Below are 13,611 nucleotides of genomic sequence, written 5' to 3' on the forward strand. Positions count from 1 at the left end.
CGAGGTGCGCAGTCGCCGTCGCGTCCAAGGAGTTGGCCCGCGTGGGGGCAGAAGCCAAAAAAGAACTTGGAACGCAAAATCCCCTTCAACCAGGATTTGTCGAGAGCGAACGCGTGTCATCCAGACTGGCCGACATGGCGCATGTAGAGCCGTACGAAGCCCGCTACGAGCCGGGGCCCGACGAGCTCCGCGTCCTTTACCGAAGGGAAGCCCAGGCGAAGCGAAGACTGGAAGCCCGGCCTGGGCTTTGGATCGCCGTGGCCATCTATCTCCTGTTTTCGGCAACGGATCTGCTGCTGATCCCGGACGTGGCGGCCTATACGATCATGGCGCGCTTCGCCGTCGGCGTGACCGCACTGTCGATCCTGGAGGCGCAACTTCGCCGGGGAGTGGCCACGGAATGGCTCGACGTGACTTGCGCCGGGGCCATCATTTTCGGCTATATCGGCTGGTTGTTCCCGGCCTTTATGAGCGCGGACAAGGAAAGCGTCGCCTACTATATGGTATTCGGCACCATCTTCATGATGAGTGCAAATCTATTCTTCACATTCAGTTTCAATCTATCGATCGTGACATCAACCATCATCATGTGTGTCTTGTATGCCGTGAATTATTTTGTGCCCGCCACGGTAACATACAAGATGGTATTTGGCGCCTTCTACGTTTCGTGTTTCACATTCACGTCCTATGTGAACTGGAAGCTGAACGAGGAGCGCTACAACGTCTTCCTGAACGCGCTGGAAGCCAAAATCCAGCACAAGGAAGCCACCGAACGCGGCAAGGCCCTGCTGCGGCTGTCGCGGACCGATCCGCTTACGGGTCTGGAGAATCGACGGGCGATCGATGAAAAGCTCAGGGACTACTGGGGGGAGTGGCAAAGGGTCGGTACCAGTTTCGTGGCGATGCTCATCGACGTGGACTTCTTCAAGAAGTTCAATGACTGCTACGGCCACCAGGAAGGCGACCGTTGCCTTATCCATGTCGCCAATGCCCTCCGGGATATGATCAGGGAATACAATGGCTCGATCGGCCGCTACGGCGGTGAAGAATTCATCGTCCTGGCCCGCATGGAGAACAAGGATCAGATCATAGATATCGCGGAAGCCATTTGCCGCACCGTCGAGAACCTGGCGCTTACCCACGAATTGCGGCGCGACGGTATCTCGGTTGTGACGGTAAGCGTTGGCGCTGCATTCACCAGGACGCAGACCGGTGCCAAGCTGGAGAAGATCATCCACGAGGCCGATCGCGCACTCTATCTGGCAAAGGCAGGCGGTCGAAACTGTGCCCGGCTGTTCGACCCAACCGATCCCCAGAGCAGCGACGAGAGCGAGAACATTGCGGCTTTGCTGAAGATCGCGATCGGCCAGGATCTCGTTTCACTCGTTTATCAACCTATCCAGGATGTCGCGACGGACCGGGTTGAAGCGGTGGAGGCCCTGATGCGCCTCAAAATGCTGGACGGCACATCGGTTCCGCCGAGCCTGTTCATTCCCGTAGCGGAGCGAACCGGCGCCATCCTGGAACTCGGGCGCTGGGCCATCAGGACTGTTTGCGCCGAGCTCCTGGCGCACGATCATGTGCGCGTCGTCAGCGTCAACGTCTCTCCGATTCAGCTCAAGACCCCCGGCTTCGCGGCGTCGGTCGCGACCATCCTGGGCGAGACCGGCGTAACCGGCAACAGGCTGGCCTTCGAGATCACCGAGGGGCTGGAGATGGAGATGCACTCGGACATTCTTCGCTGCATCAGCGACCTGAAGCTGCTGGGGATCAAGATCTGGCTTGATGATTTCGGCACCGGCTTCGCTGGCCTCTCGTGGCTTCGCCTGATCGATTTCGATACGGTGAAGATCGACCGCTCCTTCCTTCACGACTGCGCCACCCCGAACGGCAAGGCAATGCTCCAGGACATTGTCGCCCTGGTCCGAAACCGCGGCCACAAAATCCTGGTCGAAGGGGTGGAAACGGACGAGCAGATGGCTCTCATGCGCGAATTCGGCATCGACAAGGTCCAGGGTTTTCATGTCGGCCGTCCCGCTCCGGCCGGGAGTTTCCAGGTTAAACGGACCGTCAAGCGCCCATTCACCGTGCTGAAATCCGCCTGATCAGTCTTGGCTCAGGTCCCGCCGACCCGCACGGCGGGTCGTCGATTTGATCCTCGCCCCGCACAATTCACCGTCGGAACGGCTGCCAGGCGCGGGTGTGGCCAACGATCGCTCGTCAACGCCGCGCACAGCGCCTGGATCTCTCGGTTCAGGCATCGAGTTCGGCCAGCGTCATGCCCGAGCGTTCGGTCGGGGTCTCATTCGGGCGTTGCAGTGGACGGGCAGCTTGCGGCGGCGGTCGGGTCGACCTGTATCTGTCGCTCGTCGGCCTGGCGTCCGAGAATGGCGACGCCCTTGGCCGAAACCGCGCATCTGCCGAACCACTGAAGGGCGCCGCGGCGCAAACTCAATCTCTCTATTCCGCCAGTTTTGAAATCTTCTCGCTCATTTAATTCTACAAAATCGGTAGTCTTAATGAATAAGGACCGCGAGGAGAGCCCGATGACGAACAAGCTGGTGGTGGGAATATCCGGCAACCTGACCCGCCCATCGAAGACCAAGGCCTTTATCAGCCATATCGCCGGCGAGACGGCGAACCGCATCGGGGCGACCTCGGCTATATACGACATTGAAAATCTCGGTCCGTCGCTGCCCGCGGCTCGGCGCCTCGGCGATCTCGATCCGGCGGCCCGCGCCATCATCGAACAACTGGTCGGCGCCGACGTGCTGGTCGCGGGGTCGCCGACCTTCAAAGGCAGCTATACCGGGCTCTTCAAGCATTTGTTCGATCTGCTCGATCCGTCGTCGCTGCGCGGAAAACCGGTCATCCTTGCCGCGACGGGCGGCGGCGAACGCCACTCGCTGATCGTCGAACATCAGCTGCGGCCGCTGTTCGGTTTTTTCGAGGCGCTGACCGTGCCGACCGCGATCTACGCATCGGACAGGGATTTCGCCGACGGCGTCCTGGTGTCGGAGGCCATCCATGCCCGCGCCCGGCAGGCGGTTGCCGAGGTTTCCCGCGTTGTCGGGTCGGCACGCAGCGTCGGCCTCGCCGCCTGAACTCCAAATGGTTTTCGAACAGAGGGACCCAGCCATGACCATCAAATCAAGACAGATCAAGCTCGGCGCCTTTCTACCCGGTGGCGGCCAGCATGTCGCCGCGTGGCGCCATCCCGACGCTCCGGCCGACGGCGCGACCAATTTCGAGTTTCACAAGCAGCTCGCGCTGACTGCCGAACGCGGCCTGTTCGATGCCTATTTCCTCGCCGACAACCTGACGGTCGGGCTTGGCGCCCGCGAAGGCGGCAACGCCAAGATCGCGGGCTTCGAACCGGTGACGTTGTTTGCGGCGCTGGCGCCGCTGACGACGCATCTCGGATTCATCGCCACGGCATCGACCACCTATGAGGAGCCCTACACGCTTGCCCGAAAATTCGCCTCGCTCGACCTCTTGTCGAATGGCCGGGCCGGCTGGAACGTCGTCACCTCGGCGGGCGACGACACGGCGCGCAACTTCAACCGCGACATCCAGCCCAACCATGCCGAGCGCTACGCACGAGCGCATGAGCATGTCGAGACGGTCAAGGCGCTGTGGGACAGCTGGGAGGACGACGCCTTTATCCGCGACAAGAAAACGGGCCGCTTCTACGACAAGGACAAGCTTCACGACATCGACCACAAGGGTGAGCATTTCAGTGTCAAAGGGCCGCTCAACGTGCCCCGCCCGGTGCAGGGCCACCCCGTGGTCGTGCAGGCGGGCCAGTCCGAGGATGGGCGCAAGCTCGCGGCGGCCTCGGCCGAGGTCATCTTCACCGCGCATCAGAACCTTGCCTCCGCGCAGGAATTCTATCGCGACATCAAGGCCCGCGTGGCGGCGGCCGGCCGAGATCCCGAACAGGTGCTGATCATGCCCGGCGTGGCGCCCTTTGTCGGCCGCACCGAAGAAGAGGCGCGAGCCAAGTATCAGCAATTGAACGACCTGATCCTGCCCGAGGACGGCGTCGCGCTGCTCAACGGACTTGCCGGACAAACGCTCGATCTCAGGGGCTATCCGCTCGACGGACCGCTGCCGCCGAGCCGCGAAACCGAAGGCATGAAGAGCCGCCAGGCGCTGATCCGCCAGATCGCCGACGAGCACAACTTCTCCATCCGCCAGCTCTATCAATGGGTCGCGACCGCACGAGGCCACTACACCGTGATCGGCAGCGCCATTCAGGTCGCCGACCAGCTGGAGGAATGGTTCAGCAACGAAGCCGCCGACGGGTTCAACATCCTGCCGCCATGGCTGCCCGGCGCGCTAGACGATTTCGTCGACCTGGTGGTCCCCGAATTACAGCGGCGCGGCCTGTTTCGTACTGCTTACGAGGGCAGGACGTTGCGCGAGAATCTTGGCCTCAAGCGGCCGCAGAACCCCTGGACGGTTGCCCGTTCGACCGTGCTCGCCGCCGAATGATGCGTTGAAGCGAAAGGCATGACGATGACTTTGCAGCACATTGAACGGCCGACCGGCATCGGCGCGCATGAAAACGGCAACGGGCTCGGCGCCGATATTCTGAGCCTGGCTGGCCGAACCCTCACGCGTCTGCTGTCGCGCTATGGCGTGCTTTTGGGGTTCCTGGCGCTCTGGCAGGCGGCGGCGAGTGGCGGCTGGGTCAATGCCGCGGTGTTGCCGCCGATCGACATGATCGTCGTAGCGCTCTGGAAGGGCCTCGCCGGGGGCAGCCTGCTCGGCGACATCGCCATCAGCCTGCAGCGCGCCGGCCTCGCCTTCGCCGCGGCGGCTACGGTCGCCATCCCGCTCGGCCTCGTCATGGGTCAGACCCGCAGCGTCGAGACGGCGCTCGATCCGATCCTGCAACTGTTCCGGCAGACCTCGGCCCTGGCACTCTATCCCGTCTTCATCCTGCTTCTGGGGCTAGGCGAAGCCTCCAAAGTGTTCGTCATCTTCTGGGCAACGCTGTTTCCGCTGCTGCTCAACACGATCAGCGGCGTCAAGGAGGTCGATCCGAAGCTGCTCGAAATGGCGCGCGTCTACGGCGCCCGGCGGCTGACCATATTCCGGCGCGTCGTGCTGCCGGGCGCCGTGCCTTCGATCTTCGTCGGGTTGAGGCTCGGCGCGACCACCGCGCTGCTGCTGCTGATTGCCTCGGAAATGATCGGCGCCAACAAAGGCATCGGCTTCCAGGTGATGAACGCGCAGTACAATTTCCAGATCCCGCTGATGTTCGCGTCGATCGTCATCCTGGCCGCGCTCGGCCTGATCGCGAACCAGGTGCTGGTCAGCCTGCAGCGGCGGCTTTGCCGCTGGAGCAGTTCCGCCGGCTGAACAGCCGCCCCCATCATCGTCATTTTTGAAAAGTGAAAGGCCGGATCATGACCATCACACGCCGCTCGCTGCTTCTGCGCGCCCCTCTTGCCGCCGGCATCATCGCCGTCGGGCTACCATCGATCGCGCGCTCGCAGGCCGCTTCCGTCAAGATACGCTATCTCGCCAGCCGCGGCAGCATCTCGCCGCATGAGCTTGCCGACCAACTCGGCTACTTCAGGGGCCTCGGCATCGAGCTCGAGAATGTCGGCTATGCCGGCGGCGGCCCGGAATCGCTGTTTGCGCTCGCCTCCGGCAGCGTCGACCTGGGTTCGGCCGCCACGCCGGCCGTGATCAACTCGATCGCCGGCGGCAACGACTTCGTCGCCGCCTATCCGAGCAACGGCATCAACAGCCAGGTCAAAAGCGTCTTCTATGTGCTGGAGGACAGCCCGATCAGGTCGATCGCGGACATCGCCGGCAAGACGATCTCCGTCAACACGCTCGGCGCCCATCTCGACTACGCGGTGCGTGAGGCGCTGCACAGCCTCGGCCTGCCGCCGGACGCCGCGAAGCTCGTCGTGGTGCCGGGGCCGCAACTCGAGCAGACGTTGCGCTCGCATCAGGTCGATGTCGCCGGGCTCGGCTACTGGCAGGCGACTTTCGCGGGCGCCCTGGTGGCCAATGGCGGTGTGCGCGGCGTGTTCAACGACGCCGACGTGCTGGGCGAGATCGCGGGCGGCTTCATCGTGCTGCGGCGGGATTTCATCGCCGCCAATCGCGACGCCGCCAAGAACTTCGTCGAACAGTCCGCGCGTGCGGCCGACTGGTCGCGGCAGAATCCCGACGAGGCCCGCAAGGTGCTGGCCGAAATCCTCGACAAACGCGGCGAGAACGGCGAACTGGCGCGCTACTGGACGGGCTTCGGCCTGCGCGAAAAGGCGGTGGCGACCGACCGCGACATCGACTTCTGGGTGGCCGTGCTCGAGCGCGACGGTCGCCTGCCGAGAGGCAAACTCAAGGCTGCCGACATCCTCTACCGGCCAGGCGAAAGCAAGACCAATTGAGCAAGGAGGCACCCAGCATGGCCACAGCACGCGGCGAGGTCACGATCCGCGACCTGTCGAAGTCCTTTGCGCTCGGCGGGCGCTCGCTCGCCGTGCTGCGTTCGCTCAATCTCGACATCCGCTCCGGCGAGTGCCTGGTCATTGTCGGCGCCAGCGGATCGGGCAAGACGACATTGCTGCGCATCCTTGCCGGGTTGGAAACCGCCGACCAAGGCGCCGTTGCGATCGACGGCAAGCAAATCGAGGGCGTCGGCGCGGAGCGGGCGGTGATCTTCCAGGAACCGCGCTTGCTGCCCTGGCTGAGCGTGCTTGGCAATGTCGCCTTCGGCCTCGAAGTTCGCGGCGTGCCCAAGGCGCAGGCCGAGCAGAGGGCGCGCTTCTACATAGCGCTGGTCGGTCTTGCCGAGTTCAGCGATGCTTACCCGCGGCAGCTTTCGGGCGGCATGGCGCAACGCGTCGGCATCGCCCGGGCTCTGACGGTGCAGCCCGAGATCCTGCTGCTCGATGAGCCGCTCGGCGCCCTCGACGCCATGACGAAGATCTCCATGCAGGAGGAACTGGCGCGCATCTGGAGCGAGGAAAACGTCACCATGGTCATGGTCACCCACGATCTGGAGGAGGCGATCTATCTGGCCGACAGAGTGCTGATCCTGCCCAAGGAGAAGGGCGGCGCGGCGCGTCTGATCACCGTCGACCTGCCGCGCCCCCGTGATCGCAGCGAAAGCCGCTTCGTGCGCCACCGTGAAGAGTTGCTGCGCGAATTCGGCCTGCACTGAGGCCTCGACGCGCTCGCACGTGTCGAGACGCTTTCCCAGGCTAGGCCTTTCGTGCTTCCTTCATATTGGGCAGGAACACCGTCAACAGGCCCAGGAACGGCAAATACGAGCAGATCTGGAAGACGAAGTCGATGCCCTTCATGTCGGCCACGATGCCGAGCACGGCTGCCGCTATGCCGCCGACGCCGAAGGCGAAGCCGAAGAAGATGCCGGCGATCATGCCGACGCGGCCCGGCACCAGTTCCTGCGCGAAGACGACGATGTTGGAGAAGGCCGACGACAGGATCAGGCCGATCAGCACCGTCAGCACCATCGTCCATTCCATGTTGGCGTAGGGCAGCGCCAGCGTGAAGGGCAGCACGCCGACGATGGAAAACCAGATCATCGCCTTCTGTCCGTAGCGGTCGCCGAACGGACCGCCGAGCAGGATGCCCAGCGCCGAGGCGCCGAGGAAGAGGAACAGCATGACCTGCGACATCTGCACCGAGACGTCGAACTTATGGATGGCGTAGAAGGTGTAGTAGCTGGAGAGGCTGGCGATGTAGGCGTTCTTGGTCAGGACCAGCAGCGTCAGCACCGCCAGGGCCCCCATCACCTTGCGGCGCGGGAAGGGCGAGACGAAACTGGACGTCTTGCGGTTCGCCTGCGTGGCGCGCAAGCGGCTGTACCAGCCGCCGACCTGCCACAACACGACGATGCCGATCAGCGAGCCGACGGCGAACCATGAAATGCTGGTCTGGCCGAAGGGCACGACGATGAACGCCGCCAGCAGCGGCCCCATGGACTGGCCGAAATTGCCGCCGACCTGAAACAGCGACTGCGCCAGGCCGAAACGGCCGCCGGAGGCGAAGCGCGCGATGCGCGAGGATTCCGGATGGAAGATCGCCGAGCCGATGCCGATCAGCGAAGCGCCGATCAGGAGCAGCGTGTAGTGGCCGGCATAGGCAAGCACGATCAGGCCGATCAGCGAGGAGGCCATGCCGTAGGGCAGGGAATAGGGCATTGGCCGCTTGTCGGTGATCATCCCGATCACCGGCTGCAGCAGCGACGCGGTTACCTGGAAGGTGAAGGTGAGAAGACCGATCTGCCAGAAATCGAGGCCGTAATTCTCCTTCAGCAAGGGATAGATGGCCGATAGCAGCGACTGCATGATGTCGTTGATGCAATGGCAAAAACTCACCGCCAGGATGACGGTGAAGGCCGTCGCCTGGGCTGAAGCATGGCTGGCGGTCGCGGGAGGGGCGACGGCTGTCGTATCGGTCAAGGTAGGCTCCGTAGTCTTTTTGGCGGGCATACCCGCGGGCAAGCTGGCGGACGCTCCTGCGGCCGCCTTGGAAACGGATGGCTTATAGGCTGCTTGCGGGACGACTTCTTTCGTGGTTTGGTCCAATAGTTTCGCAAGTGGGCCATAGCTTATGCCGCACGGCAGGGAAATTTTTCACGCTGGTAGTGCCGACCTCGAGCAGTTGCACGAGCGCCGCTGGCTATGGCTGGAGCAAGTGGCCGGGCCGGCGGTGGCGTTGCCGACCGAATATCCCGACGGCTACCATGTGCCGCGGCACCGCCACAGCCGCAGCCAGTTGCTGCATGCGCTGGTCGGTGTCGTGCTGGTGACGACGCGGCACGGGCGCTGGATGGTCCCGCCCGATCACGCCATGTGGATTCCCGCGGGCACCGAGCATTCCGTCGAGATGCTGGGCGATGTCTCGATGCGCTCGGTCTATGTCATGCCGGGAGCGATCCCCGGACTGCCGGAAGGCTTGCGCGTCGTCGGCGTCACCGACCTGATGCACAGCCTGATCGTTGAATCGGAAAAACTGCCGCAAGGGGGCGTGCTGGAAGGGCGTGGCGGGCTGATCATGAATCTTCTGCTGCACGAAATCCCGACTTTGCCGGAGCGGCCGCTTGGCCTGCCGTTCCCCTCCGATCCCAGGCTGGCCGCGCTGTGCCGGCGTTTCGTGGCGGCACCGTCGCCGCGCGCGACGATCGACGAGTGGGCGGACGCCGCCGGCATGAGCCGACGCTCCTTCACGCGCGCCTTTCATCGCCAGACCGGACTGTCGCTATCGACATGGCGCCAGCAAGCATGCCTGTTCGCGGCGCTGCCGAGGCTCGCCGATGGCGAGCCGATCACCCGGGTGGCGCTCGACCTTGGCTATGACAGCGTGCCGGCCTTCATCACCATGTTCAAGCGAATGCTGGGCGCGTCGCCGCGCGGCTATATGCGCGGCGCGCGAGATGCCGGCGAAAACCCGCGGCGCATAGGCGGTCCGATCGCCGCTTGAGACAGCGCCGATAGCATCAAGCTGATGCGCCAACCTTCGGTCTAAGGTCCATTTGCAGGAGCACTGATTGCACGTTGTAATCGGTTTTGCTGCGCTACGCGCCCGCCGGGATCGACAATTAGTCGAACAGGCTCGACACCGATTCCTCGGTTGCCGTGCGCGAGATGGCTTCGCCCATCAGATCGGCGATCGAGATGACGCGGATATTGGGGGCGTCGAGCACGCCCTGGGTCGGCTGGATGGAGTCGGTGATCACCAGTTCCTGCAGCTTGGAGCCGCTGATGCGGGCGACCGCGCCGCCCGACAGCACGCCATGAGTGATATAGGCGGTGACGCTGGTGGCGCCGTTGGCCAGCAGCGCATCGGCGGCGTTGCACAGCGTGCCGCCGGAATCGACGATGTCGTCGATCAGCAGGCAGTCCTTGCCGGCGACCGCGCCGATGATGTTCATGACCTCCGATTCGCCGGGACGCTCGCGGCGTTTGTCGACGATGGCGAGCTGTGCGTCGAAGCGCTTGGCCAGCGCGCGTGCACGCACCACGCCACCAATGTCGGGCGACACCACGACGACGTTGCCGAGCTGCTTGTATTTCGCCTTCACGTCGCGGGCCATGACCGGCACCGAGAACAGATTGTCGGTCGGAATATCGAAGAAGCCCTGGATCTGGCCGGCGTGGAGGTCGAGCGTGAGCACGCGGTCGACCCCGGCGCGGGTGATCATGTTGGCGACCAGCTTGGCCGAGATCGGCGTGCGGCCGGAGGCGCGGCGGTCCTGCCTGGCATAGCCGAAATAGGGGATCACCGCCGTGATGCGCTTGGCCGACGAGCGCATGAAGGCGTCGATCATGATGAGCAGTTCCATCAGGTGATCGTTGGTCGGAAAGGAAGTCGACTGCAGGATGAAGACATCCTCGCCGCGCACGTTTTCCTGGATCTCGACGAAGATTTCCTGGTCGGCGAAGCGCCTGACGCTGGCCTTGCCCAGCGGGATGTTGAGATAGCGGGCGACCGCCTCGGCCAGCACCCTGTTGGAATTGCCCGCGAAGAGTTTCATGCACCGTTCCTGGTGGAGGATGGAGAGCCCCAACAGACTCGCCTACGCCCTTTAACCGGGCTTTTAGCGGCCCGCGCGGCTATTGCAAGCACCGTGATTGGAAATCCGCCGGCTAATCCTGGGAAATGTTCGCGCCATCGCGTATGGACAACACCGGGCAGCGGACCCGGCGCCGCTGCTCCTTCCCCTTGTTCAAGCATCGGATTTCCCCGCGGCCGTTTCCATTCGGGTCCGATGGTCTAGCCCGCCTTGCCGCCGAGCCATGCCGCGAACTGGTCGATGGTCTGGTCGGCGATCGCCTGCATGGTGGCTGGCGCCACCGCTTTCCAACTGTCGCCGCCCGCGCTGGCGCCGGAATTGGCCGAAGCCGCCTTCTGCTGGCCGTTGATGCGATGCAGGCGGTTGCCCGAGGGATCGTAGACGTCCCACACATAGATGACGGTGGTGTCCTTGCCTTCGGAGATCACCGAGAAATAGCCTTTGAGCACATGGGTCGCGGTCTGGTCGGCGCTGCCGGCCAGCGTGATGCCGCGCTGCCTAGCGCGCGTCTGCAACTCCGCCGTCAGCGGCGTCGCCGCTTCCACCGAAGCGCCGACGATCGGCGCGATCTGCAGGCGCGTCCTGGCAAGGATTGCGGCGGTCTGTGCGGGCGTGGCTGACGTCGTGGTCGTTGCTGGAGCGCCCGCCGTGGTCGTGGCAGGGCCAGCGGGCGCCGGGGTGGCGGCGCTGCCCTGGGCTGCCGGCGTGGCCGGCGCCGCGGCCGTGGGCGGGGTGATGGCGGAGGGTTCGAGGACGTCTTTTGCGTTGGTGCAGGCGGCGAGCGCCAGGACCACGAGCAATGACACGGTCGTCAGCTGCGATCGTCTCATTTGCCTTCTAACTCCTTGGCGAAGAACGCCTCCCATCGTGGATTCACTGTACGATCAAGTCGAGATCATGGCGGGAAAGCGGCTTCGGCTGTGATTCGGTCGTGAGATAGGTGCGGCCAAGCGTCATCGCCGTCTCGGTTTCGGAATCCATGATGATCATGTGGGCGAACAACGTCATGTTCGGCGCGATCGGCTCGGGATTGCCCTGGTAGAACATCGGCATGTCCATCCAGGACGGGGTGAAGCGGGCGCCGACCGAGTAGCCGCAGGCATTCAGCCGATGCTTGGTCAGTCCACGCGCCTCCATGACACGGGCATGCGCGTCGAACACGTCGCCGAAACTGTTGCCCGGCGTCATCGCCTTCTCGACCGCCAGCAGCGCGGCACGGGCCGCGTCGAACAAGTCCTGGTGACGCTTCGAGGCCTTGCCGGTCAGCACCGTGCGCATCATCGGCGCATGATAGTGATGAAAGACTCCCGCCCATTCGAGCGTCAACTGGTCGTTCTTGGTGAGCTTGCGGCGACCGGCCTTGTAGCGGCACAGCAGCGCGTCGACGCCGGAGCCGATGATGAATTCGTTGGCCGGATAGTCGCCGCCACCGGCAAAGATCGCGCCTTGCATGGCGGCAAGGATCAGCGCCTCGTCACCGCCCTGCTTGATCAGCGGCAAGGCCGCATCCAGCGCGTCGTCGGCCAGGTTCGCCGCCTTCTCGGCCTTGGCGATCTCGGCCGGGCTCTTGAACAGGCGCAGCCGACCGACGATGCCGGATGCATCGGCGATCTGGCCGAAGGTCTGCAGCTGCTCGTCGAGGCGGCGGCCATTATAGGCGGTCAGCCCATGAGTGTCGTATTCGACCCCGATGCGGGCGCCGAGCAGGTCGAGCTCGTTCAGCAGATTGCGCAGGTCGACGGCCGGATTGGCGCCATCGCGATCGGTCCACAGCACGATGTTGTCGATGATCGAGGTGTGGCGCGCCTGACGCAGGTCGGCCGAGCGGGTCAGCAACACCATGGACCCGTCGGCTTTCACCACCAGGCACTGGAAGAAGCAGAAACCGAACGTGTCGTAGCCGGTCAGCCAATACATGCTTTCCTGCTCGAAGAGCAGGATGGCGTCGAGCTTCTTCTCGGCCATCTCGATCACCAGCCGGTCGCGGCGCGCGTCGAATTCGGATCGTTCAAAATGCAGCGCCATTATTCACTCTCCAAAACGATTGCCGATATCTGCCGGCCGTAATCGGGTTCCTTGCGGTGCGTCGTGCGCCGGTAGGAGTAAAACAGATCTTCCTCGGCATAGGTGCAGCGGCCGAGACCTTGCGCGGTCACACCCGCCCTGTCGAGCCGGTCCACCGTGTAGCGGTTGAGGTCGAACATCGAATGACCGGGATTCGCCGAAGGCGCGAAATATCTGTCATTTTCGCCATCGGCCTCGACGAAGCGGGCGACGAATTCAGGCCCGACCTCGTAGTTTTCCGGGCCGATCGAGGGGCCGAGCACGGCGACGATGTTTTCACGCCTGGCGCCGAGACTTTCCATGGCGGCAATGGTGTTCTCGAGCACCCCCGTGAAGGCGCCTTTCCAGCCGGCATGCGCCGCGCCGATGATACGCGCCGCGGCATCCGCGAACAGCACAGGGCCGCAATCGGCGGTCGAGGCGCCGATGGCGATGCCCGGCCGGTCGGTGACGATGGCGTCGGCCTTGGGACGCTCGCCTGCAAAGGGTCCCCTGGCGACGACGACATCAGGCGAATGGATTTGCCAGGCGGTCAGGAGATGGTCCGCCGGCACGCCCATCCAGGCGGCGACACGGCGGCGGTTCTCGGCGACCAGCGCCTGGTCGTCATCCGAGCCGGTGCCGATGTTGAGGCCCTGATAGATGCCGGGCGAGACGCCGCCGACGCGGGTGAAATAACCGTGGCGGATGCCTTGTGCCTGCGCCAGGTCCAGCAGCGGCGACCGCACGGGATCCAGTTTGGTCTGATTCAGCATGTGGGCGTTGTTGTCCGTGTGGGCGGTTTCGTCAAGAAAAAGTCCGAAGCGAGACGGCCGGCGTTCAGCCGCTCTTTTACCGGACGGGAGATTGGGAGGGGTGACGATGAAAAGTCAATCCGGCGTTGCGAAGGGGCAACGCAACGAATCCGGGGTAACGGTTCCTTCGCCGCTGTGCGGTGAGGGAGCATTGAACGGAAAAACCCGCCTGTGCGGCGGGTC

General features: G+C 63.9%; 13 protein-coding genes. 8 read left to right on the forward strand and 5 right to left on the reverse strand.

Annotated elements, in window-relative coordinates; translation table 11 throughout:
• The first annotated feature begins 134 nt into the window (after positions 1-134).
• The 7 genes from LB541_RS05970 (at position 135) to LB541_RS06000 (ending at position 7,192) form a co-directional block, all read left to right on the forward strand.
• The gene (locus LB541_RS05970) at positions 135-2,105 is read left to right on the forward strand and encodes a putative bifunctional diguanylate cyclase/phosphodiesterase (RefSeq protein WP_140517000.1); all 1,971 of its coding nucleotides are present in this window, start codon (positions 135-137) and stop codon (positions 2,103-2,105) included.
• A gap of 173 nt (positions 2,106-2,278) precedes the next feature.
• Positions 2,279-2,497 (forward strand): hypothetical protein, encoded by a 219-nt coding sequence (locus LB541_RS05975; RefSeq protein WP_140879163.1) that lies wholly within the window; start codon positions 2,279-2,281, stop codon positions 2,495-2,497.
• A 49-nt stretch (positions 2,498-2,546) separates the two neighbouring features.
• On the forward strand, positions 2,547-3,104 hold the full coding sequence (gene msuE / locus LB541_RS05980; RefSeq protein WP_140649713.1) for an FMN reductase: 558 nt from the start codon (positions 2,547-2,549) through the stop codon (positions 3,102-3,104).
• A gap of 34 nt (positions 3,105-3,138) precedes the next feature.
• Positions 3,139-4,497 (forward strand): LLM class flavin-dependent oxidoreductase, encoded by a 1,359-nt coding sequence (locus LB541_RS05985; protein ID WP_140649715.1) that lies wholly within the window; start codon positions 3,139-3,141, stop codon positions 4,495-4,497.
• 24 nt (positions 4,498-4,521) lie between these two features.
• Positions 4,522-5,370, forward strand: a complete 849-nt coding sequence (locus LB541_RS05990) for an ABC transporter permease (protein WP_140496422.1) — start codon at positions 4,522-4,524, stop codon at positions 5,368-5,370.
• 47 nt (positions 5,371-5,417) lie between these two features.
• Positions 5,418-6,416, forward strand: a complete 999-nt coding sequence (locus LB541_RS05995; protein ID WP_224618048.1) for an ABC transporter substrate-binding protein — start codon at positions 5,418-5,420, stop codon at positions 6,414-6,416.
• Positions 6,417-6,433: 17 nt separating this feature from the next.
• Positions 6,434-7,192, forward strand: a complete 759-nt coding sequence (locus LB541_RS06000; protein ID WP_140897349.1) for an ABC transporter ATP-binding protein — start codon at positions 6,434-6,436, stop codon at positions 7,190-7,192.
• A 40-nt stretch (positions 7,193-7,232) separates the two neighbouring features.
• Here LB541_RS06000 and LB541_RS06005 read toward each other — a convergent pair whose 3' ends face one another.
• Positions 7,233-8,486 (reverse strand): MFS transporter, encoded by a 1,254-nt coding sequence (locus tag LB541_RS06005; protein ID WP_181169375.1) that lies wholly within the window; start codon positions 8,484-8,486, stop codon positions 7,233-7,235.
• Between the two features lie 121 nt (positions 8,487-8,607).
• On the opposite strand from LB541_RS06005, the gene LB541_RS06010 reads away from it, so the two are divergent.
• Positions 8,608-9,477, forward strand: a complete 870-nt coding sequence (locus tag LB541_RS06010; RefSeq protein WP_140556082.1) for an AraC family transcriptional regulator — start codon at positions 8,608-8,610, stop codon at positions 9,475-9,477.
• A 118-nt stretch (positions 9,478-9,595) separates the two neighbouring features.
• On the opposite strand, the gene LB541_RS06015 is transcribed toward LB541_RS06010, so the two are convergent.
• The 4 genes from LB541_RS06015 to pgeF form a co-directional block, all read right to left on the reverse strand.
• The gene (locus LB541_RS06015) at positions 9,596-10,531 is read right to left on the reverse strand and encodes a ribose-phosphate pyrophosphokinase (protein ID WP_019860650.1); all 936 of its coding nucleotides are present in this window, start codon (positions 10,529-10,531) and stop codon (positions 9,596-9,598) included.
• 239 nt (positions 10,532-10,770) lie between these two features.
• Complete coding sequence (locus tag LB541_RS06020) at positions 10,771-11,400, reverse strand: hypothetical protein (RefSeq protein ID WP_140624150.1); 630 nt, start codon at positions 11,398-11,400, stop codon at positions 10,771-10,773.
• Between the two features lie 43 nt (positions 11,401-11,443).
• Complete coding sequence (locus LB541_RS06025; RefSeq protein WP_224618049.1) at positions 11,444-12,595, reverse strand: M24 family metallopeptidase; 1,152 nt, start codon at positions 12,593-12,595, stop codon at positions 11,444-11,446.
• On the reverse strand, positions 12,595-13,389 hold the full coding sequence (gene pgeF / locus LB541_RS06030) for a peptidoglycan editing factor PgeF (protein WP_224618050.1): 795 nt from the start codon (positions 13,387-13,389) through the stop codon (positions 12,595-12,597). Before pgeF ends, LB541_RS06025 begins: the two co-directional genes overlap by 1 nt.
• Between the last annotated feature and the right edge of the window lie 222 nt (positions 13,390-13,611).

The organism is Mesorhizobium sp. BR1-1-15, from assembly GCF_020165475.1.
Classification (GTDB): domain Bacteria; phylum Pseudomonadota; class Alphaproteobacteria; order Rhizobiales; family Rhizobiaceae; genus Mesorhizobium.

What these genes read in the sequence shown, in the direction of transcription:
- LB541_RS05970 (WP_140517000.1), top strand. Translation starts at nt 135, where the DNA reads ATGGCGCATGTAGAGCCGTACGAAGCCCGCTACGAGCCGGGGCCCGAC.
- LB541_RS05975 (WP_140879163.1), top strand. Translation starts at nt 2,279, where the DNA reads ATGCCCGAGCGTTCGGTCGGGGTCTCATTCGGGCGTTGCAGTGGACGG.
- msuE (WP_140649713.1), top strand. Translation starts at nt 2,547, where the DNA reads ATGACGAACAAGCTGGTGGTGGGAATATCCGGCAACCTGACCCGCCCA.
- LB541_RS05985 (WP_140649715.1), top strand. Translation starts at nt 3,139, where the DNA reads ATGACCATCAAATCAAGACAGATCAAGCTCGGCGCCTTTCTACCCGGT.
- LB541_RS05990 (WP_140496422.1), top strand. Translation starts at nt 4,522, where the DNA reads ATGACTTTGCAGCACATTGAACGGCCGACCGGCATCGGCGCGCATGAA.
- LB541_RS05995 (WP_224618048.1), top strand. Translation starts at nt 5,418, where the DNA reads ATGACCATCACACGCCGCTCGCTGCTTCTGCGCGCCCCTCTTGCCGCC.
- LB541_RS06000 (WP_140897349.1), top strand. Translation starts at nt 6,434, where the DNA reads ATGGCCACAGCACGCGGCGAGGTCACGATCCGCGACCTGTCGAAGTCC.
- LB541_RS06005 (WP_181169375.1), bottom strand. Translation starts at nt 8,486, where the DNA reads ATGCCCGCCAAAAAGACTACGGAGCCTACCTTGACCGATACGACAGCC.
- LB541_RS06010 (WP_140556082.1), top strand. Translation starts at nt 8,608, where the DNA reads ATGCCGCACGGCAGGGAAATTTTTCACGCTGGTAGTGCCGACCTCGAG.
- LB541_RS06015 (WP_019860650.1), bottom strand. Translation starts at nt 10,531, where the DNA reads ATGAAACTCTTCGCGGGCAATTCCAACAGGGTGCTGGCCGAGGCGGTC.
- LB541_RS06020 (WP_140624150.1), bottom strand. Translation starts at nt 11,400, where the DNA reads ATGAGACGATCGCAGCTGACGACCGTGTCATTGCTCGTGGTCCTGGCG.
- LB541_RS06025 (WP_224618049.1), bottom strand. Translation starts at nt 12,595, where the DNA reads ATGGCGCTGCATTTTGAACGATCCGAATTCGACGCGCGCCGCGACCGG.
- pgeF (WP_224618050.1), bottom strand. Translation starts at nt 13,389, where the DNA reads ATGCTGAATCAGACCAAACTGGATCCCGTGCGGTCGCCGCTGCTGGAC.